Annotated in this window: 15 protein-coding genes and 1 tRNA gene; 12 read left to right on the plus strand and 4 right to left on the minus strand. The window is 47.2% G+C overall.

Annotation, left to right across the window (positions count from 1 at the left end; translation table 11 throughout):
• Positions 1-19 precede the first annotated feature (19 nt).
• From HMPREF1536_RS28105 to mutA, 4 genes are all read right to left on the minus strand, one after another.
• Positions 20-1486: a glycosyltransferase family 2 protein gene (locus HMPREF1536_RS28105; protein ID WP_028726884.1), complete on the minus strand. Its 1467-nt coding sequence runs from the start codon at positions 1484-1486 to the stop codon at positions 20-22.
• A gap of 98 nt (positions 1487-1584) precedes the next feature.
• Positions 1585-2784: a hypothetical protein gene (locus HMPREF1536_RS04635; RefSeq protein WP_052349796.1), complete on the minus strand. Its 1200-nt coding sequence runs from the start codon at positions 2782-2784 to the stop codon at positions 1585-1587.
• A gap of 125 nt (positions 2785-2909) precedes the next feature.
• Complete coding sequence (gene scpA, locus HMPREF1536_RS04640) at positions 2910-5057, minus strand: methylmalonyl-CoA mutase (protein WP_028726883.1); 2148 nt, start codon at positions 5055-5057, stop codon at positions 2910-2912.
• A gap of 12 nt (positions 5058-5069) precedes the next feature.
• Positions 5070-6932, minus strand: a complete 1863-nt coding sequence (gene mutA, locus HMPREF1536_RS04645) for a methylmalonyl-CoA mutase small subunit (protein WP_028726882.1) — start codon at positions 6930-6932, stop codon at positions 5070-5072.
• A gap of 274 nt (positions 6933-7206) precedes the next feature.
• On the opposite strand from mutA, the gene HMPREF1536_RS04650 reads away from it, so the two are divergent.
• From HMPREF1536_RS04650 to HMPREF1536_RS04705, 12 genes are all read left to right on the plus strand, one after another.
• Positions 7207-7279, plus strand: a tRNA-Glu gene (locus HMPREF1536_RS04650).
• Positions 7280-7958: 679 nt separating this feature from the next.
• Positions 7959-8810 carry a DUF4469 domain-containing protein gene (locus HMPREF1536_RS04655; protein ID WP_028726881.1) on the plus strand — a complete coding sequence of 284 codons (852 nt, stop codon included), beginning with the start codon at positions 7959-7961 and terminating at the stop codon, positions 8808-8810.
• A 198-nt stretch (positions 8811-9008) separates the two neighbouring features.
• Positions 9009-10163 (plus strand): fimbrial protein, encoded by a 1155-nt coding sequence (locus HMPREF1536_RS04660; protein ID WP_150115602.1) that lies wholly within the window; start codon positions 9009-9011, stop codon positions 10161-10163.
• Between the two features lie 213 nt (positions 10164-10376).
• Positions 10377-12173 carry an Lcl domain-containing protein gene (locus HMPREF1536_RS04665; protein WP_028726879.1) on the plus strand — a complete coding sequence of 599 codons (1797 nt, stop codon included), beginning with the start codon at positions 10377-10379 and terminating at the stop codon, positions 12171-12173.
• A 26-nt stretch (positions 12174-12199) separates the two neighbouring features.
• Positions 12200-13846, plus strand: a complete 1647-nt coding sequence (locus HMPREF1536_RS04670) for a fimbrillin family protein (protein WP_052349795.1) — start codon at positions 12200-12202, stop codon at positions 13844-13846.
• A 23-nt stretch (positions 13847-13869) separates the two neighbouring features.
• Positions 13870-15462 (plus strand): DUF4906 domain-containing protein, encoded by a 1593-nt coding sequence (locus tag HMPREF1536_RS04675; protein WP_028726877.1) that lies wholly within the window; start codon positions 13870-13872, stop codon positions 15460-15462.
• Positions 15463-15493: 31 nt separating this feature from the next.
• Positions 15494-16159, plus strand: coding sequence for an Lcl domain-containing protein (locus HMPREF1536_RS04680; RefSeq protein WP_225607985.1), 666 nt, complete (start codon positions 15494-15496; stop codon positions 16157-16159).
• Positions 16160-16177: 18 nt separating this feature from the next.
• Positions 16178-16525, plus strand: coding sequence for a hypothetical protein (locus tag HMPREF1536_RS04685; protein WP_052349794.1), 348 nt, complete (start codon positions 16178-16180; stop codon positions 16523-16525).
• A gap of 36 nt (positions 16526-16561) precedes the next feature.
• A complete protein-coding gene (locus tag HMPREF1536_RS04690; protein WP_028726875.1) occupies positions 16562-16840 on the plus strand; it encodes an HU family DNA-binding protein in 279 nt (92 codons plus the stop codon).
• 3 nt (positions 16841-16843) lie between these two features.
• Positions 16844-19450, plus strand: coding sequence for a leucine-rich repeat protein (locus HMPREF1536_RS04695; protein ID WP_028726874.1), 2607 nt, complete (start codon positions 16844-16846; stop codon positions 19448-19450).
• Positions 19451-19475: 25 nt separating this feature from the next.
• Positions 19476-20192 carry a hypothetical protein gene (locus HMPREF1536_RS04700; RefSeq protein WP_225607984.1) on the plus strand — a complete coding sequence of 239 codons (717 nt, stop codon included), beginning with the start codon at positions 19476-19478 and terminating at the stop codon, positions 20190-20192.
• Positions 20189-21250, plus strand: a complete 1062-nt coding sequence (locus HMPREF1536_RS04705; RefSeq protein WP_028726873.1) for a DUF3575 domain-containing protein — start codon at positions 20189-20191, stop codon at positions 21248-21250. The genes HMPREF1536_RS04700 and HMPREF1536_RS04705 overlap by 4 nt, the downstream gene beginning before the upstream one ends.
• Positions 21251-21416: the final 166 nt, after the last annotated feature.

Consider the following 21416-nt stretch of genomic DNA (forward strand, 5'->3'; position numbering starts at 1 on the left):
TTTTTTATCCTTCCATACTTCATAAAATCATCCCACGCGCTCTTAACTCCTGTGTACGCAAGCTGTCTTTATAAGCATTGTATTCATTCATCTTGTGTATGTCGAGCGATGCATCCGTATTATCTTCCCAACGCCGGCAAAGATACAGGACATCATAAATACGGCCGATCCGGTAAGTACGTGATATAGCCAGACCGATCGCGTAATCTTCACCATAACTCACGTTCGGCATCTTTATTTCGCGGAGTATCTGAGTATAAAAAGCCCTTGGTGCTCCCAGCCCATTGATACGCAGCGCATTATGACGTCCGTTTTCCGGTGTCCATTCCCGGTGGTCGATAATACCCGGTGGTATTTCATTCAGGTCGAAGTCAGTCATTTTATAGGTTCCGATTACCATTGCGCATCTTTCTGCATAGAACGTATCGACAATCTTCTGCAATGTATCCGGCCCGCTATATACGTCGTCGCTGTCGAGTTGCACACTGAACTTACCGCATAACGGATGAGCGGCAGCTAAATTCCAGCATCCACCTATTCCCAGGTCGTCACGTTCAGGAATCAGATGAATCAACCGGTCGTCGGAAGCATAACGACGGATCATCTCAGTGGTTCCGTCCGTAGAATGATTATCTACAATGATCAGATTGAACTTAAACGAAGCCTGTTGCATAAACACGGAACGAATGGCATCTTCGATGGTTCGTACCCGGTTGCGGACAGGGATAATCACAGTGGCTTCATATTTGAAGCCTCTCGATTTAAACTTCACGGCCTGGATTCTCTTTTTCAGATATTCTTTGCTATATCTCAGGGAAGAAGTAAACGCAGCTTCCATTTCCAACTGAACATCGCGGTTTTTGGGATTTACATAATCAAACTGCTTTTCTCCGCTTTTACGGTTATCTTCTTCCTGGAACGTATACAGATACTCTCTGATATGAATAATTCCCTCCAGCATACCAGCACAATAAAGACGAAAGCGATACAGACCGGCATATTTTAGCCCGGGAGTCTTACTGCAAAGCTGCTCCAGATAGGTGCCTAATACATCATATTTAATCATCAACAATGGCCCGAAGTCAAAATCATCCCGCACACTCCCTGATTGATAATCATTCAGCGGATGATTCTTTTTAGTTCCGTTTGCTATTTCATAATAATCGGCATAAACAATCCGGTTGTATTTACATTCCCGAAGAACCGCATCCATCCGTTCCAATGCATATTGTCCAAACCGGATCAGGCCGGGACGCAGATAAAGCAATATATTTTTTCCTTCTGCACGTTCATAAACAGAACGCAAGGTTTGTGTACTGGTCAGTGTATCGACGGGAAGGATCTCACAGCCGGGATACGACTTGGCTTCGGGGTTGGAAGTCATCAGGTAAATCTTATCGACCATACCTGTTTTATTCAATTCCTCCACAACAGGAGCGATCTGTTCTGGGGAGATATAAGGTAAAAAGCAATTAATCGGTTCCATATAGTAATAAGCTTATCGTTATCGAGGTGTAAACATAAACAAAAAAGGCCGCTTTTCAAACGAAAAGCAGCCCTATTACTTTCTTTCAAAAGATATATTTATTCCCAATCCCAGTCGTCTGCCCCTAAAAAGCTGTCACCACGGCTCTGCTTATACTGTTGCAGGAACGACTTCAGGCCTGACACGGAAGATACGGCAGAAACATATTCTTCGATGCCTTTCATATCCTTCTTATGACGGGTAAACAACATATTCATCTGAATAGGCAGGTCTTTCCAGGCAAAATTGCGCAATTGTGTGTACGGGCCTTCCACACCGGAAAGAGGAGCTTCTTTGATGATTTCCAACTCTTCGTTAAGATATGTCAGCAAGAATCGCAGTTTCCCGTTGTATGCAGCCAGCTCTTTCTCTTCTTCCGGCGCTTCCTGTGCAGCTTCTTCAATCCATTCGATCTGCAGGATCAGGATTTCAGCCAGGTCTTTTTGAGCACCGGCAACAGCCAGTTCTTTCATACGTTCCGCCTTTTGGGCGATAAAAGTATCCTCTTCTTCCTTCCCTTTATAGAGTTCGTCCATCAGGTTCGAATAGACTTTCTGCATAGCTTCTATGGTTTGTACCATTTCCAACTGTTCGACCAGCATTCGTCTGGATATCTTCGCCGACTCTGCCCCCTTTGCTTTCCGGCTGGCACGTTTCGGTTTTTCACCGGCAGCGACAGCAATCGCTTTTTGTGCCTGCGCCTCGATATAATCAGAGATAGCCGACAGCAACTCGTCTTCCGTCTGTGCAGTCTTCATCGCTTTATTAGGCTTTATGCCGTAACGATTCACGAATAAGCTCATAGTATCTTCTACGGCTTCCTGATCGAGTTCCTCGCGGCTCATGCCGAGAGCCAGTTCGTCGTACTTATACTTCAGCTCCAGAAGATGTTTCCGTTGTTCGGCGGTGGTCACAAAATCCTCCACGCCCTGGCTTTCTTCTGCAAAAAGGTCAAGAAATATGTCTTTCTCCCCGACACTCATTTCGTCGCTTTCATACGATTCGTCCAGATAAACAAGGAACTTATATTTCAATGCGGTTTCTTTTTCAAATACAGGTTTGGCATTCCGTTCAAAGAAATCCCGGATACGTTCTTCCTTCTCAGGCATCAGGCTGATCTCTTCTTTCAGGCTGGTGATCTTCTTCTTTAAACGATTAAGTTCTGATTGTGCACTAAGTTGTTCTTTTCTGTCGGATGAACGACGGGATGAATCGTTCCTTCCTGTTCTGCCCTCATGAGGGCGTCGCTGTTTTGTCATTTTATATGGATTTTATTATATGAGTTTCTGTTTTTCGTATCTTGATTCGTGCACATTGAAAAAAAGAACTGCGTAGTTCTCTACAGAAAACTACGCAGCGCCTATCTGTAAATTGTTTGGTTCTATTATTCTCCCAACAGGATTTCAAGGATCTGGACAGCAGCTTTAGCTACTGAAGTACCCGGGCCGAAGATAGCTGCAACACCTGCTTTATACAGGAAGTCGTAGTCCTGTGCAGGAATTACACCACCGGCGATAACGATAATGTCTTCGCGGCCTAACTTCTTCAGTTCTTCGATAACTTGCGGTACCAATGTCTTATGTCCGGCAGCCAAAGAAGAAACACCCATTACGTGAACGTCGTTTTCAACAGCCTGGCGGGCAGCTTCTGCCGGAGTCTGGAACAACGGCCCCATATCCACGTCGAAACCACAGTCGGCATAACCGGTAGCTACAACCTTAGCACCACGGTCGTGTCCGTCCTGACCCATCTTAGCGATCATGATACGCGGCTGGCGACCTTCTTTCTTAGCAAACTTTTCTGTCAGCTCGCAAGCTTTTACGAAGTCTGCGTCTTTCTTTGTTTCTGATGAGTACACGCCTGAAATAGTTCTGATGATTGCTTTATAACGTCCTACAACAACTTCGCAGGCATCCGAGATTTCTCCCAGTGATGCACGCAAGCCGGCAGCCTTAACAGCCAGTTCCAGCAAGTTGCCTTTCTTAGTTTTCACACATTCGGTGATGTCTGCCAATGCTTTCTGAACAGCTGCTTCATCGCGGTTTTCACGCAACACCTTCAAATTGGCAATCTGTTCGTTACGTACGGCAGTATTGTCGATTTCAAGGATATCGATCGGATCTTCTTTCGGCAGACGGTATTTGTTAACACCAACGATTGTCTGAACACCTGAGTCGATACGAGCCTGAGTACGAGCAGCCGCTTCTTCGATACGCATCTTCGGAAGACCTGTTTCGATCGCTTTTGCCATACCGCCCATGCTTTCGATTTCCTGGATCAAAGCCCAACCTTTGTGTACCAGTTCGTTTGTCAAAGATTCTACATAGTAAGAACCGGCCCACGGGTCGATTTCCTTACAGATCTTTGTTTCTTCCTGGATATAAATCTGTGTATTACGGGCGATACGTGCAGAGAAGTCTGTCGGCAATGCGATAGCTTCGTCCAACGCATTGGTGTGCAAAGACTGAGTGTGTCCCAGTGCAGCAGCCATCGCCTCGATACAAGTACGGCCTACGTTGTTGAACGGATCCTGTTCAGTCAACGACCATCCTGAAGTCTGGCAGTGAGTACGCAGCGCCAAAGATTTCGGGTTCTTGGCACCGAAACTCTTCACGATCTTCGCCCACAACATACGTGCGGCACGCATCTTGGCGATTTCCATGAAGTGGTTCACACCGATAGCCCAGAAGAAGGACAGACGCGGTGCGAATGCATCCACATCGATACCAGCGTTAACACCGGCACGAAGATATTCCATACCGTCGCACAGGGTATAAGCCATTTCAATATCTGCTGTCGCACCGGCTTCCTGCATGTGGTAACCGGAAATAGAGATAGAGTTGAACTTAGGCATCTTCTGTGATGTATATTCGAAGATATCAGCGATAATCTTCATTGAGAATTCAGGCGGATAGATATACGTATTACGCACCATGAATTCTTTCAGGATATCGTTCTGGATCGTACCGGCCATTTCTTCCAACTTAGCGCCTTGTTCCAGACCTGCGTTGATGTAGAATGCCAATACCGGAAGAACACCACCGTTCATAGTCATGGAAACAGACATTTTGTTCAAAGGAATACCAGCGAACAATACTTTCATGTTTTCCAGCGAACAGATAGATACACCGGCTTTACCAACGTCACCAACAACACGTTCGTTGTCGGCATCGTATCCGCGGTGTGTCGGAAGGTCGAATGCAACAGACAGACCTTTCTGACCGGAAGCCAGGTTACGGCGGTAGAATGCATTTGATTCTTCTGCGGTAGAGAAACCGGCATACTGACGGATTGTCCAGGGACGCATAGCGTACATACCGCTATACGGGCCACGCAGATAAGGAGGCAGACCGGATGCATAGTGCAGATGCTCCATACCTTCCAGGTCTTCTTTTGTATATACTGGTTTCACCTCGATGTGCTCGGGTGTTTTCCAATTGGCTTCGATGCCATTGGCCTTTGCCCATTCGGCAGCATTGGTAGCTGCAAAACCGGCATTCTTTATATCTATATTCTTAAAATTTGGTCTCATAATTGTTTCTACTTAAGCGATTCCTAATTTTGCGTTGAAAGCCTTCAATGTTTCAAGCACGTTGCTCTTTACATTGATAAACTGATCGATACCCTGAGCTTTCAGGTCTTCCATACATTCAGGAGCACCAGCTACAACGAATTCGGCACGTCCGGCCAAAGCCTTATAAGCAGCAGGAGCATATTCTGCATATTCGTCATCACTAGAACAAAGAACAACGATTTGAGCACCGGCTTTCATCGCTGCCTCAACACCAGCTTCAACAGTTTCGAAACCTAAGTTATCAATTACCTTATATCCTGCACAAGCAAAGAAGTTACTTGAGAACTGTGAACGGGCAATACGCATAGACAAGTTACCGATAGTCAACATAAAGACATTCGGAGTCTTGCCGCTCTTTTCTGTTGCCAGGCGCAATGCTTCGAATTCAGATGCACCACGAGAGAAATCAAGAGGAGTAACCGTTGCTTCACCGCAAGAATGACCACCACCGCAGCAGCAGGAAGCAGCTTCTTTAATCTTTCCGGCAGCCACTTCTGTGAAGTTCGGGAACTGGTTAGAACCCAGCAGGATTTCACGACGGGTAGCAACCGCTTTCTTACGGGCTGTATTGGAAGCGTTCACTGCATTCTGGATATTTCCGTTAGCAACTTCAGCTGCGAAACCGCCTTTGTCTTCTACTTCCAGGAACAGGTTCCAGGCAACTTCAGCCAATGAGTTAGTCAGCACTTCCACATAATAAGAACCGGCAGAAGGGTCGACCACCTTATCCAAGTGACATTCTTCTTTCAGCAACAACTGCTGGTTGCGTGCGATACGTTCAGAGAAATCGTCCGGAGTCTGATAAGTCTTATCGAAAGGACGAACAGTGATAGAGTCTACCCCTGCCAGAGCTGCAGACATCGCTTCAGTCTGAGAACGCAACAGGTTTACGTGAGCATCGTAAATAGTCATGTTCCATTCGGAAGTCTGGGCGTGTGCGTTCATCTTGCAAGCACAGTTGCATTCAGGATTGTAAGCTGCAACGATTTCAGCCCACAACCAACGGGCAGCACGGAATTTTGCAATTTCCATGAAGTAGTTAGAGCTGATACCCAGGTTGAATTTAATTTTCTTGGCAACTTCGTCAGCGCTGAAACCGGCTTCGGTCAGCTTAGCCATCAGTTCGTTCCCCCATGCCAATGCATAACCCAGTTCCTGAGTGATATAAGCACCTGCATTATTAAAATAGAAAGCATTAACAGCTAAAACTCTGTAACCCGGCAGTGCCTGACCTGCTTTGAGCACAGCAGATGCAGCTTCTACCCAGTTTTCATTTTCTTTACCTTTTACCAACGGCTTCTTGAACGGGTCGAAGTTTACAGAACCGAAACATTTGTTCAGATCCACGTCTTTTCCCTTCAGGATATATTCCAGGATACCGATCAGTTTTTCAGCCTTGCAGTTGCAAGTGTTGAAGTTCAGTTCAGTAGCTTCCGGACAAATACCGTTTAATAATGTTGCAATATTTTCGGCATTCACTTCATCACCTTTGATGATGAAACCGAGAGAAGTAACACCTTTAGTCAGCAAATCAAGAGCTTTTTCGTTAGCTTCCTTAAAGCAAGTTACTTCGATGTTCTGGCGTACCTTCCAATCGTTATCCTTCTTTGTTCCGCGAACATAAGGGAATTCACCGGGAAGAGACTCTGTAGTCTTCAAACCTTCGATGTCTTCTGCACGATAGAAAGGATTTACATTAAATCCTTCGCCTGTCTTCCAGACAAGCTTTTTCTCAAACGGAGCACCTTTCAGGTCAGCCGTGATCTTCGCCATCCACTCTTCAGTAGTGACCGGAGCGAATTCTGAGAAAAGTTTTTCTTTTAGTTCTGCCATAATATTAGTTATTTTAATACTGGTATTAGTAATTGTTCAATAGTATATTGTTCAATAACAGGGGGCAAAGGTAGAATAAATAAACAGGAAGAGCAATGAAATATAAGCGAAAATGCGCTTAGTTTTAACGCCTTTTAGTGGTACAAAGACAATTATGGTGTCATTATGACAAGGAGATGTAAAAAACTTTGCATTTTTTTCCGTTCCGGAGAACACCGAAACAAAATAATAACTAGCTTTGCATCGTCAAACAATGAAAACTATGACAAGCAACGGTGCATTCGTCTAGTGGCCTAGGACGCCGCCCTCTCACGGCGGAAACTCGGGTTCGATCCCCGGACGCACTACTCAATGAATCTTCAACAGCTGTAATTTTATAAATTGCAGCTGTTTTTTTATTGATAGTAACGCTATTTAGAATAGAGAAAGTCAGAAAGAAGAAAAAAATTTGAACATAAATAATTTTAATTGTTGACCAACAATTAAAACACAAGGTGATTACGTTTTAATATTCTTTTTTTATGGAGAGGAATTGCCATAGTTCACTAAAAACTGTGTCAAGATTGCGCAAAGATATATAAAAATTTTGATTATCATACAAACTGGCAATTAAAATTCATAGCGTGTGAGTAATAATTGAGCAAACATGACCTTATTTGTTCAATTATTTCATACTTAGAGGGTACCAAAGGGAGTTCTTTTAGCTATTGTCTATCTCCCGATTTTCTATTTAACTTATCTGTGGTTAATAATATACGATTGTTTACAAGCTTTGATTTTCCGTCTTTTCACCGTAGTTTTTAGTGAACTAAGTCATTTTATCTATGCAATGTTCAAGCACTAGGGCACACGTGGTTACGTTTTACGTCAGACCATCCTGCAAGCAAAAAGGGGAAAGAATACGGCTGTTTTATCCCTGTTTTTCTACTCGGGAGCTACTGATATAAATTTAGTATCCTTCGAATTCCCGGCTAATTTGTAAACCGATAATATAAACAGATATCAGCAACTAAAAAACAGACAGTTATGGCAAAAGACCCGACCCAGAAGGCGAAGCTCACGCTCAAAGCCCTCGACCTGACATTTACTCAGGACGTCACAAACGATCGTTACTTGCAACCCAAGTTGCAAAAATGTCTGAAAATGCGCGACTTGGCCAGCGAAGTAGCGGCCCTCAGCACCCGCCAGGAAGATGTGGACGAAATTACCCGCACGGGTAATCTGCTGATGGAGCGCATGATGTGGTACCTCTCTTCCGGTTATAGCGTCAGTACCCTGCTGGGCTATTTCCGCCCCACCTCCCAGGGTGTTTTCCTCGAAAGCGAACTCATGTCGGCACCCGACCGCAAACGCATTAAGCTAGGTGTGGCCTACTCCATGAGCCAGGAAATGCGTCAGGCGTTCGACGAAGCCGAAATAGATGTCGATATACAGATGTCTGTGTCCGGCCCGCAACTGTTTATGGTGGTCAGTGCACAAGACGCACAAAACCCCGCAGCCGCTGCCCGTGGCGAAGGCATGCCGATCAGTGCCGGGCAGACCTGCGTTATTAAAGGCAAACATATCAAGGTGGGCGGCGAAGGTAGCCAGATCGGTGTCACCATCCGGCGCACCGACGGCGATTCGGGCGAAACATTCTTCTTCCCCACAGCTAAACTCTATCCCAACACCCCTACGCAGGTAGGTTTTGTGCTCCCCGCAACAGCTCCCGACGGCTCTGTCTGGAACGTGACGCTCTGCACGCAGCTAGGCAGCAACGGCGCAGCCCCACTGAAAACACCCCGCACGGCAACGATGCCCGACAACTTCGTGGTAGGCGATGTGGCCGATACTCCCGGAGGTGGCGGTGGTGAAGACGACAGACCTGTGATAGAATAAAGAAAACCGCGCGCATCACGTGATAGTAATCGCGCGCTTCGCGCGATGGCTATCACGCACCTCACGCGAAAGGGATCACGCGCATCGCGCGATTACCAGTTGAATAGACAAGCATTTTTTAGAAACACTATTATTAATAATTAAGTCAAACAAATGAAAATGAAATCAATCTTTCTGTCCATGCTGGCAATAGCGGCATTGGCAAGTTGTACAACGGAGAATTTTAACATCGATCCCCCGGGACCGCAAAATGGTGATAAAATGGAGGTCAAACTGACTATCAGTAGTGGCCCGTTGGGCACAAGAGCAGGTACAAGCGGCACCCCAGCCGACAATGCCGGTGATAAAACGATCAATGACATTACCGTATTCGGTGTGAGTCAGGCTGGCGCTATCATCACTAAAAAGTATTTTGACAATACAACCGGTTTAGCTGATGGAACCCCAGGTACTGGTACTAAGACAACAACCTTTACAACAACAGACCAGGCAGAGTCTATTTACATAATAGCCAATATCGGTGAGGATTTGACACAACAAACTCCCGCCCCCGGTCAGTTTTTTTCTGTCAATACGCTAACATCCTTGCAGACTGCTACAGTGTCCCTGCTTGATAATACGAATCCTAAACAAACACAAGGTAAGGTCTTAATGTCAGGTAATAATACGGTAAGCAATAAAACAGACGGTCATGCAGATGCCAATGTCACCTTAAACTTCATCGCTTCAAAAATCATTTTGAAATCACTTGTAAGAGGGACGACGAGCCTGGGGACCTATGATACAGATTTCAAGTTGACAAAAGCTATCATGTCACATGTGAATACAAGTGCATATTATATCGGGGATGGAACCACAAACTCTTTTATCGGTTTACCAAATGGTGCGATAACAAGAAATCTGATTACACCTGTATTTGCAACCGGTCTACCCAATAGTCCAGGTGGAGAAACAACAGTTACAGATTTCAGTCAAAATATTACAGTTGCTCCTGGAGGTTTTGACCCGAGTGGCCAGATTGATGACATCGGCTATTGGTATGTTTTCGAGAATCCGACAACAAGCACAACTAATACAACCTTATTGATCGAATACCAGTATAAGGAAAATGTGGGTGATGTTAACATGACGACGTACTATTTCCCCGTAACCTTCAGTACTAGCGATAAAGGTGCGATCGAGCCGGGTAAAGCCTATGCGGTCACTGTGACATTTAATGGAAGCTTCCTGCCTGGAGATGGTGGTGGCGGTGGTGTCCCGGATCCGGATACTGAAGTCATTCCCACAGATGTCGCGGTAACCGTTACACCGACAGACTGGAGTGATGCTACCGTCAATAAGCCATTCAATTAATCAGCTCAAACCGAATATCAGCCAAAATCAAACACTGCCATAGCGGACTCGATCTGCCCACTCATCCTACGCATTACACATTCGTGTTGTAACGATCCCGGGCTTGTCCGGGGATGACAGGAAGATGATTTTGGCTGATATTCTCCTTATCTCCCTCCGGACAGACCTACTGCTCCCGGCGGAATCCTTACGATAAACACAAACAGACAAGATATGCATACGAAACATTCACACCTGTCAAAAATAAGAACGGCCGCCACCATCCTGTGTGCTGCCCTTTTCTTATGCACCTGTAGCTACGAACGGATACCGGATGACGGCGACAACAATGGACAGGACGACGAATATACGACAGTCACCCTGAAAGTTGCCACTGCGAGCAACGAGCATACTCTTTCTACCAAAGGATTGACAGCAGATGAGGAAAACGCAATAAACAACCTATATATACTTGCTTTTCAACTCGATAAAAATGATAACCTAACCTATAGACTGAAATACTTTGCAACCGGGACACCGGTTATTGGCAGCGGCTCAGGGGATTTTACCTTTACCCTCCGCTGTAGCGTATCGGGAGCAGATACAAAGCTGCTCCTGGTCGCTAACCAAAACCCTTTTTCAAAGGTACAAATGGGCATGGCATATAATGACGTACAAGGTGTTTTAACTAATGGGGAGTTGGGTACTGCGCTGGCATTTGCCGACACCGGGATACCGATGATCGGCTTTGCCGGCGACAGTTCTGATTCACCGCTGGAAATAAAACACAATATGACGCCCCCCACCGCCCACCTGCTGCGTGCCGTGGCACGGGTAGATGTCGGGGTAGGCACTTACAATAAAGACTATGATGTATGGGACAAAGGGAGTGTTAGTTTCAACCTGACCCATGTATATGTATACAAACCCCAGGACAGGTATGCGCTTTTGCCGCAAACAGTGAAGTACAACATGCAGATACCCTACGTTGACACTGCTTCACCGGCAGGAAGCGTGAGTGCCCACAACTTTGAATACACTGGAGCTGCTATCACTTCCGACACCTATTGTAAATCCGAAATATACATCCCAGAATTTGCTTTTGGGGGAGGTAAAGTTTACGATACGAATCACGAAAAGCGTATGGCTCTTGTCATAGGCGGCGACTACAAGGGTACAACCTACTTCTACCGCATCGATTTCACCGATCAGCCGACCAACGTAGCAGGGACTGAATTACAGGATGTCTTGCGCAATAAAATCTACCGCTTCACCATCACAAACGTAAGCCTTCCCGGATACACTACTGCCGATGCGGCCTACAGCGGCAAACCGGTCGGGCTGAGTTTCACCACCAGTGTCATTCCATGGCAAGACGGAGCCTCCGGCTCACCTAACCCGGATATGTTGGTAAGAATGAATTTCAATGGAATAAACGGTACAAAAACAAATGGCAGAATGACTGATAAAGTGACCAACCTACCTGTAGATATAACTATCAAAGAGAAAACACCTTACTTTATGACGGATGATTGGAGAGAAAAGGGTATGCTTCATTATAATGATTTGCTGGGAGAAGTAGCAGACAACACCTATAACGGAACGGGTAACGGTGGCTGGTATACGGGGCCTCAGGATGCATGCAACAGAGAAGGCCCTTATGCAAAACTGGTTATCGCCCCCGACAATGCCGCAGAAAATGTCCAATGGAGAGAGACACTTCAAGGAGCCCCCAGAAAGAGCCGTGTATTGAATGCCAAAAAAGCCTGTTGGGATTATCGTGGACAGGGACGTTCCGACTGGCGCCTGCCCAGATTGTCAGAGCTATGTCTCCTGTGGCTAAACAAGGAGGCGATCAATCAATCCAAAGGTTTTACCTCGCTCGGTGTGACAACTCAGGCCTATTGGACCGGCACGGAAGGAAATCAGAAGGGTGATGATAGGGCGTATGCTGTAAATGCGCGGGGAGAGATCTCTTTAAACTCAAAAACAGACCGATTTTCGATAAGATGCGTCCGTGAAGTCAGATAATAATAACAGAAAATATAGACACACATATGATCATAAGAAGAACACCAACCCGGATATGGACAATTATCAGTGTATGCTCGCTGGGGGTGTGCACCACAGCCTGCGATAGCGGAGAGTTGCCCGGAAAAAAAGAAAACCCGGAAAATACCGAACTTCATTTTACCGCTTCCATATCCGACAGCCCGACCACCAAAACAATCTATGGAGCAAGGATGGTGGAAGGAACAGCTTTCCCGAATGGTACGCATACGTTCGGCATGTTTATCACCAACGGAACAGGAAGCGCTTTGGCAGCCGGTTCAGAGGATAATATGCAATCTATCCTTATGAAAGGTACAAGCTCCGAATCATGGGAGTATAAAGACAAAAACAGTCAAATTATTTCCTCCCTGCAAGTAAAGCATGGGGAGACAGTTAACATAACAGGTTATTACCCTTGGGTATCCGGTGCCACTGTCAAGAATGGTGTACCTTTCGACCTGTCCGGAGATGCAACAACCTGGAAAGACTTGCTGTATTTATCTTCTCCTACCGGTTCGCAGTCGGTAACCGATGGCTACCCTATTGCGTTGACATTCTCCCACGCCTTCTGTTGGGTGACGATCAAGCTGTCGAAATTGACGACCAATGACAATGTTGACGTTACGGCGGTCAGTCTCGAAAATAGTACCAATAGCACGAATGGCATAATGGTCAGTGGTACCATCAATCCGAAAACAGGTGATGTAAATAAGGGCGGTACTCCCGGTTCCCTTATGATAACGTGCGTCCCTGCCGTAAAAATACCCTATATAACAGATTTGAGTGTCTCACCCTCTGAGTTCAACTTCCTTGTACCGTCCTTTATGAGTGCCGGCATGAAGGACTCCGATGCTGTGATCCGCATCACGACTGAGGTGCCGGGCACGACAATCGGTGAAACAGAAGTTCTTTCATTCCCCCTTAGCTTAGCACACATGAATAATGCAAATGGAATGTATGGCTTTGAAAAAGGCAAACACAACACATACAACGTCGTTTATAACAACTCTGAAATGGTACTCTCATTATCCGATTGGCAGGAAGTGAAGATTACAGAAGAAAAACTGGGAGAAGGAACGGTGGGGGTAACATCGGTCAATAGGAGATTTGATAATTTAAAACCATCGTTGGGGAGTTCAGAAAAAGGGTTTCGTGTGTTAACAACAGGTGATCACCAGCTCCATAGCTATCTTGGAGAAGTCGCCGAAAATAATAATGGAGAGTATTATACGTATGAAATTCCTACTGACGGGCAACTGCCGGCACTATTTAAAGGATGGATGAAATATATGGAGGATGTACCGTTTTATCCAAACCTGACGATTGCCAAAAGCCTTGGAGCAGGAGGAGCTATGATTCCATGGAAGGATGAAGTAACCGGAGCTCTTTTAGCTAAACAGGCTTGTATAGATCTTAGGGATGGAGGACATAAAGACTGGCGTTTGCCCAGAATAAGTGAGTTAATATTCCTTGCATATAACATTCCTGAAGGAATGAAAGACAAGGCGGATCAGCTTTGGAGTGCTACCGAATATGACCTTGATTATTGTTTTTCTACAGGTAGACTGGTAAAGAATGGCGATATATTTCCCGTAAAATCCTCCAAATATGATACTAATTATGTCCGCTGTGTCAGAGACACCGACAAATAACCCATGATATAAATAGCATAGATATGAAACAGATCATACAAACAATAAGCCTGATACTCCTTTTGGGCGCCTGTACCGACGAAACCTATACCGACACGCCCCTGTCGCAAGGGAGCAAATCCGGAGAACTCGTCCCTGTAGAACTGGCATTGAACATACAGCCAATGCAATCACCTCCCTCTGCCGACACTAAGGCCGGCGGTGATATCGTCAGTTCTACTGAGGTATGCAAAGGCATGGAGATAAGCCTGGTGAAAACCCCGGTAACCCGCGCAACCTATGAAGACGAAATAAAGAACTTCTGGGTGCTTCAGTTTGATAACATAAATCCTGATGGCAAATTAGTTTATAAGAATAATTGTACATCCGTAAAAGATGTACAATTAGTAAAATTGGGCATAGAGAACCAAAAGAGCAAGATTATCGTCATAGCAAATGCTTCGGAGCACACCTTTGACAATTTGAGTATAGATCAGACTACCCTGGCTGATTTTAATGCTCTGGGAATATCCTCCGATCAAAACGGTTTTCCCCTGTTCTATGATGCAGCCGGCAATCGTCCCATTTTTGCCGGAAGTACAAATACGGTTGTAGCAGCTAACAAACAGGCGGATATCATGCTTTATCGCACAGTAGCCCGGGTGAATGTAACTCTCACCCTGTCACAAAGCATGATAGAAAAAAATTACCAGACCTGGACCTACCAGTTCATCCAGATCCCCAAAAAGAGCTTTTACTATTCGATAGGTCAGACTGCTGTTTTTCCGGAGGAAACTGTCGGGTATACTAATTATAAGCAACAACCGATAACATTTCCCAGCAACGCTCCTATTACCACGTATTTACCGGTCAACCTTCAGCATTCGGTACCGTATACTTCCCCGGAAAAGCGTAGAGTCAATGCTCCTGTAGGAGCCACCTACCTTCAGATTGTAGGGGTGCAGATGGCGGGAAACGTAATTAGCCGGTCGGTAATCTACCAGATCCACATGGGAAGCAACTTCACTGACAATTATAGTGTTTCTCCCAACTACTCATACACCTACGACATCCACATAACAAACGAAAACATCGACGATTCACGTGTGATTAAATTTATCCCCGGCTACTTTGGCGGTAAACTCACAATGTATAATGATAAGGGGGTAGTGACGCAGACTCCGGGGGATGCCTCCATCTGGAGATACGAGAAGCGTAATGAGGTTTATATCAGTGATGTGAACCCTTCGGGCGGAATAAAATGGCTGAACTCCGGTTCCATGCCTGCCACCCCCAACAGCTTAATGGATGGGCGTCAGAATACCTGGGATTTAAGACAGAGCACTGATTATCCGGCAATTGCAGGGTGTGTCGCCCTCAATGGCGCTACATTACCACCCAATATAGAAGCCATGACTTGGTACACACCCTCTTTCGGCCAGTCGCTCGCTATCTATGTAGGCGGGTCGAACACTCTCCAAACATTGCCTAACACATATTATTGGTCATCGACAGCTAATGGTACGTATGCATGGGGTATACAGGTATGGACTGGCCAAAGCCCCCAGTTGTCGCCCAATGAACTCTATAACCTTCGATGCATCAAAGATTTGAATTCGGGTGACGCAATACAATAAAAACATCGGCATGAACTTTAAAATGGAACATATGATACATAAATTATTTATAACAGCACTCATACTTAGCCTGCTTCCAGTAGCCGCCGTCGGACAGCAATTAAAAAAGGAATTCCTGAAAGGGACTAATTCTGCTAATCCAGGCAGTGATTATGCCGTCTTCTACTCCTCAGGTATACCCGAAAGCGCCATCTGGCCCCTGGGCATGAAACTGTCGAGAAACGGTGCAACCATACGGCATACAGAATCGAAAGGGAATGGAACCAACACCAGCGTGAATGACAAAGTACCTTTCCGCTTTATCATCGCCCCGACAGAAGAGAGCGGCAAATATTGGGCGGCAGCTATGGGCTTCCATTCAGGAACAGAAGGTGATAATATGAACCTCGATCCGGATGGAACTTTTGCTTCTGGTTTTAGCGGAGGATGCAAAAATTATTCCACGACAGAATTCCCTAAAGGCAGTTGGCGCCTGCCTACCCAACGGGAGCTGATGCTGATGTGGTTGTTCAGGGAGGGAATCAATACAATTTATGCTTCACCGCCGGCAAGTAAGTTGACTGAGAATAAATACTGGAGCGCCACGGAGCAGGCGACGAACAAGGCCTGGTATATGGATTTCAATGCCACTACACCGCAATCCGGTTTTATATCAAAGACTACCGCTATGTACTTCAGATGTGTAAGAGACTTTTAACCTCCAAAAACGAACGATATGAACAGAATAGACATAATATTGGAAAAAGAACAAACCAATACGAGTAAAATCTTTATATATATGCTGAACGGCCGGTTTATAGCCTTCGGCTACTCAGCCTATTATACGGCATTGCTTTGTCCCAAGGTCATAGCAAGCTGGAGCCATACCGATGCCTCTAGCTCTTTTGTCTGCATATGCATCCCCGACGAGTATCTACGCCTACTCTCCCAAAAGTATCCTACACTTGCCGACGACGAATGCATCCGGATAACTCCGCCTTTGAACACTTACCGGCAACGCGATTATTTCAGGGAATGGCAGGAACAGCAATTGCATTCAACCCCAAAGATCGACATTGAATAAACAAATAAGTATCAACAACTAATAAAACAGAACAATATGAACAAGACAACATTCATTTCCGAGTTAGCAGTGCGTACTGGCCGTCCGGTAACGGAAGTACACAAATTTGTAGACAACTTTTTTGCGCTAACCACCGAAGTTCTGGCACGTGAAGAAGAAATCGTATTCTTGCGTTTCGGCCGTTTTTATCCCCGCAAACAACTCGCACGCCCGGTACGTAACCCTAAGACCGGTGCTCCTGTCATGCTCGACGAGCGCACCACAGTTCGCTTTAAACCCGGCATAGATCTTTTCAACATAGTAAATCATAAATAAAACATGATAAAACAACTGACAACCCTCCTTTTGAGCACCTTGCTGTTAGCTGGGTGCCAGGAGGAGCTACCTCATTCGGCACGCATTGAAGAGGGGAAAGAGAGTCTGTCGTTTACGCAGACCAGCGGTACCCAAACGGTGAAGGTCCGGACAAGCCATGCCTGGACTGCCGTGTCGTCGGAACCCTGGCTGACTGTCTCGCCGGATAAAGGCGGGGCGGGCACCTACCAACTGACGCTGACGGCGGCGGCTAATACCACAACCGAGGCCCGCACGGCGCAGGTGGATATTCAGGTGGGCCATAAGATCAGTACGATCAAGGTGTCGCAGGCACAACAGGATGTACTGGGACTGGATCGCAACTCGGCCGTTGTGCCCTGGACAGCAGGCTCCGTGGAGTTCACCCTGTCCACCAATACAGCGGACTACGAAGTCACGAGCGATGCCGAATGGCTGCAACCTTCCGATCTGAAATCGATGAAGGAAGAGACGCTGGTGCTCGTGTATGAAGAAAATAAAACCTATGATGCACGTACCGCGAAAGTGACCGTCAGCAACGGAACCCTTTCTTCGGAGGTGACGGTCACGCAGGGAGGACGCGGGGCCTTGTATTTCGTGATCAATCGCGATACGGTGGATGCCGCCGATACGCGCTACGAACTGTCCCTGATGAAAAATACGGTGTCGAACGGATTACGTCTGCTCGACTATGCCCCGTGGATCGGCTTGCCGCCCGGTAGCAAAGCGATGCCGGCGGAGGAACGTCTCCAATTGAAGCTTCAACCGAATACGAAGACAGAGCCGCGTAAGGCACGCCTGGTAATTAGCGATACAAGCACGGGCACCCTGCTGACAGATACCTTTACCCTGGTACAGCGGGGACGGGAGAATGTGCTTCTGCCCGAAATCAAATCGTACGAAGCAGCCGTGGCAGGCGAAACATTCGAGGTCCCGGTAACTGCCAGCGGCCCCTTTGAGGTGGAACTACCCGAAGATGCTCCCTGGCTGAGCGGAACCAACGGTGTACAGCTGGGCGGCACCTTGCGGTTCAAAGTAGAAGAGAACACCCGGCCGGAAGCGCGTACGGCAGTAATCACCCTGCGCCTGCAGAGTGACATTCCCCTCGAAGTTACTATCACCGTTACACAGGCAGCCGCCAAGGTGACGGACACGGAACTTATCCCCCGCCTGTATAATCTCCCGGAGGTGGGAGTGGTGATAGAAACCGTGCCGGTGAACCTGGGTGCTTTCCGGGCAACGGTCGATTATGATGCCGGAGACAATGCTTCGGGGTGGGTACAAGATATTTATTCCAGTGCCGGAAAACTTCATTTCCGTCTGGAAGACAATGTTGCGGCCGGCAAACGCAGCGCCGTGATCCACCTGACACCCGAGGATAAAGGGCCGGTGGAGATCCGGATCAACCAGAGCGGTACGGAAGGGGCCTATATTGAGCTGGAGACGCCGGGGACACTGGCTTCGTTCATCGATTTTTCCAGAAAGGAGCGATATAAACACATCCGTCTGGTCGCCGGAAACGGGATCAATGCGGATGATATCAATACGTTGCGCAATGCAGCGCTGGCGGTCGAGGATATTGACCTGGCCGATGTCGCGATGATGAATATGCCGGAGGGTGCGTTCAAAGCAAACCGGACATTGCAGAAGATAGTGTTACCTAAGGGTCTGCAGTCGATAGGGAACGCGGCGTTTGCCGGTAGTCGTCTGAAAGAGCTTGCGTTTTCGGGATCACCGGTGCTGACAGCGATTGGCGACCGGGCTTTCGAGGGATGTTCCGGTCTGGTGATAAACGGTCTTTTCCCTTCCAGCCTGCAGTCGATCGGTGAACGTGCCTTTGCCGGTGCCTTTACCGAAAGCGAATCGAACGAGCTGAACCTGTCGGGGGCTCCTTCGCTGCGAACAATCGGCAAGGATGCCTTCCGGGCATGCAATACACTGACAAAACTGACATTGCCGATGAGCCTTGCGGAGATCGGCGAAGGGGCTTTCAGCGAGTGCTACAATCTGGAGGGTACGCTGACCTTATCCACCTCGTTAACAACGATCGGGGCGGAAGCCTTCTATAATTGCAAGAACCTGACGGGAACGCTGAAGTTGCCTGCTTCACTCAGTGAGTTGGGGGAGCGTGCTTTTATGAGGTGTGCGGCATTGCAGGGGCTGGATCTGTCTGCCTGCCGTTTGACGGCGATCGGTGTGGAGGTGTTCAAGGAGAGCCTGTCGTCCGTATCCGGTATTTCCGACAACTCCGGTAAGCTGACGGTTCCCTCGGGAGTGACGCTTGTCGCAGCCAGTGCCTTTGAAGATACGGGCTTTACGGAAGTCGACCTGCCTGCTACACTGGCGGAGATCGGGCGAAGAGCTTTTTATAATTGCCGCAACCTGTCGGTCGTGACCTGTCGTCGTACAGGAAAAGTACCGGTATTGGATGCCGACTACCCGGCAGAAACGTTCGGCGGAGTAGACATTACGGGACAGCGTACGCTAAAGGTAAATCCACAAGCGAAAAAAGCATACCAGACCGATCTGTCATGGATGAAGGCGACACCAATGACCGGAGGAAGTATCGTGTGGAAGATTGAGGATATTTGAAAATATAAATAATAAATATACCGTAATGATGGGGGAAGAAGATCGTAATTCGGAAAACATCCGGAAAGAGAGCAAGGAACTGGTAAATATCCGGAAAGAACAACAGAGAATAAAGCTCTGGGGCGGTGCACTACTGGGAGCCAACCTCTTATTGCTGTCCGGTTCCCTGTGGATATCGGGGCGGGACCGGGAAACGAAACAGCCTGTACCGGCGAAAACCGATTTTCAATATCCCCCGCCTGCACCGCCTGCCGAAGAGGACACCAGCATCTGGGTAGCCGATAAGATATCGGACGAGGCGAGCAACGTGGATAATACAGACGAGACGGACTACATGTCGCCAGCCACACCCGTCGCTATTACCCCGGCAACTACTCGCCCGTCTGCTGCAAAGACTATCAAAAAAGTCAAGCAGCCCCGTCGTAAAAAGACTGCGACAATCATTCCGGCCTCTATCATTACACGTCCGGGGATGACCCTACGTTCGTTGGCACGGCTTTATTATGGCAGAGAAGTGTTTTGGGTCTATATCTACGACCGGAATATAAGGGTATTGTCGTCGCTCGATACGTCATCGTTCGATGCGCTTCCCTCGGGTATCGAGTTGGAACTGCCCCGCCCGTCCGACTACGGGATAGACGCCACCGAACCCATATCGTTGCAGCGAGCTTGTAATCTGGCGAAAAGCCCTGGCGAAACAATGAAAAGAAACAACAATCAATCAAATAACATACGGAAATGAAACAACGTACACGATTCTCCGGACTGCTGGCCATACTCTGTTTGTTGGCCTTCACAGCTGCCGGACAGAGCTACACCATCCATTTTATCAAAGGAACGGAACGTATCAACCACCAACGGCTGCAAACAGCCGATAATCTGGAAGAGCTGATCACGCTGCTGTCGGACTGCCGCCACCAACTGTCAACGGACGAATATACCGTCTCACTGACAGCGCTTCAGAGTGTCTCAAAACGCTACGACCCTGCCGCCCGCGAGTTGGCGATGAGACAGGCTACCTTTCTGCAGGAGTATCTGACGGGGAGCTGCTGCCTGGACGACCCCGACCTGTTCGAGCTCGATGTCGATACCCGTACCGACCTGGATAACCGCGTGATCGTAGAAGTAAGGAAACACCCGGTTGTAACCGAACAGCAGAAGGTTGTAGCAGAGCAAGCCCAGACAAAGAAAATGAAGACTGTGACTGAACCTGCATCAAAACCTGCACCAACAAAAACGACTGCACCAGCCAACCATTTTCTTTGGGGGGCTGTCGGGCTGGGTATAAAGACGAATGCATTGTTGTTTGCCGGATTGTTGCCGGACGGATCGATGTATTCGCCGGTGGCGAATGCGGCAGCGGAGGTGTACTTTATGGATCGTTTCTCGGCGCAGGTGTCGTTTGCCTTTGCGATGCCTTACAATAAAGGGGACCGGTATAATCTGTTCAGCATGACCTGCCTGGAGGTGGAACCGCGCTGGTGGTTGTGGGGCGACAGTCGTTTCCGTGGGTTGTATGCCGGCGTGTATGGACAGTACGGGAGCTTCAATGTGCGTATAAAGGAGAAGCTGGAGGATAACAGTACCGGTTTGTTCTATGGCGCCGGGATCTCCGTGGGCTGGCTTCAACCGGTTTGGCGGGGTTTCTATGTCGAAGCTGGGCTACAGGTAGGCTATCGTAACGATGCCGTCGATGTCTACGAATTAATCCCCGGCAGCGGTACCAGGAAACTGGCAACCTATACCCTTAACAGCTTTACCTTGCAGGGAATGAATTTGTCGGTAGGGTATCGGTTTTAGAAATTGTTGCATATGAATACATGAACAAAATTATATAAATAAAGTGATAAAGAAAATAAGGGTTAACCCAAGCACCCTATCTTTTAAAACAAGCTAAAAAAGCAGTTCAAATATATCATTTTCCCTTTAAATACAGTTTATTTAAAACATACCATAAACATAAAAC

Source organism: Parabacteroides gordonii MS-1 = DSM 23371, assembly GCF_000969825.1.
In the GTDB taxonomy this organism is placed as follows: domain Bacteria; phylum Bacteroidota; class Bacteroidia; order Bacteroidales; family Tannerellaceae; genus Parabacteroides; species Parabacteroides gordonii.

What these genes read in the sequence shown, in the direction of transcription:
- HMPREF1536_RS04670 (WP_052349795.1), top strand. Translation starts at nt 12,200, where the DNA reads ATGATCATAAGAAGAACACCAACCCGGATATGGACAATTATCAGTGTA.
- HMPREF1536_RS04685 (WP_052349794.1), top strand. Translation starts at nt 16,178, where the DNA reads ATGAACAGAATAGACATAATATTGGAAAAAGAACAAACCAATACGAGT.
- HMPREF1536_RS04695 (WP_028726874.1), top strand. Translation starts at nt 16,844, where the DNA reads ATGATAAAACAACTGACAACCCTCCTTTTGAGCACCTTGCTGTTAGCT.
- HMPREF1536_RS04690 (WP_028726875.1), top strand. Translation starts at nt 16,562, where the DNA reads ATGAACAAGACAACATTCATTTCCGAGTTAGCAGTGCGTACTGGCCGT.
- HMPREF1536_RS04655 (WP_028726881.1), top strand. Translation starts at nt 7,959, where the DNA reads ATGGCAAAAGACCCGACCCAGAAGGCGAAGCTCACGCTCAAAGCCCTC.
- HMPREF1536_RS04700 (WP_225607984.1), top strand. Translation starts at nt 19,476, where the DNA reads ATGATGGGGGAAGAAGATCGTAATTCGGAAAACATCCGGAAAGAGAGC.
- scpA (WP_028726883.1), bottom strand. Translation starts at nt 5,057, where the DNA reads ATGAGACCAAATTTTAAGAATATAGATATAAAGAATGCCGGTTTTGCA.
- HMPREF1536_RS04675 (WP_028726877.1), top strand. Translation starts at nt 13,870, where the DNA reads ATGAAACAGATCATACAAACAATAAGCCTGATACTCCTTTTGGGCGCC.
- HMPREF1536_RS04705 (WP_028726873.1), top strand. Translation starts at nt 20,189, where the DNA reads ATGAAACAACGTACACGATTCTCCGGACTGCTGGCCATACTCTGTTTG.
- HMPREF1536_RS04665 (WP_028726879.1), top strand. Translation starts at nt 10,377, where the DNA reads ATGCATACGAAACATTCACACCTGTCAAAAATAAGAACGGCCGCCACC.
- HMPREF1536_RS04635 (WP_052349796.1), bottom strand. Translation starts at nt 2,784, where the DNA reads ATGACAAAACAGCGACGCCCTCATGAGGGCAGAACAGGAAGGAACGAT.
- HMPREF1536_RS04680 (WP_225607985.1), top strand. Translation starts at nt 15,494, where the DNA reads ATGATACATAAATTATTTATAACAGCACTCATACTTAGCCTGCTTCCA.
- HMPREF1536_RS28105 (WP_028726884.1), bottom strand. Translation starts at nt 1,486, where the DNA reads ATGGAACCGATTAATTGCTTTTTACCTTATATCTCCCCAGAACAGATC.
- mutA (WP_028726882.1), bottom strand. Translation starts at nt 6,932, where the DNA reads ATGGCAGAACTAAAAGAAAAACTTTTCTCAGAATTCGCTCCGGTCACT.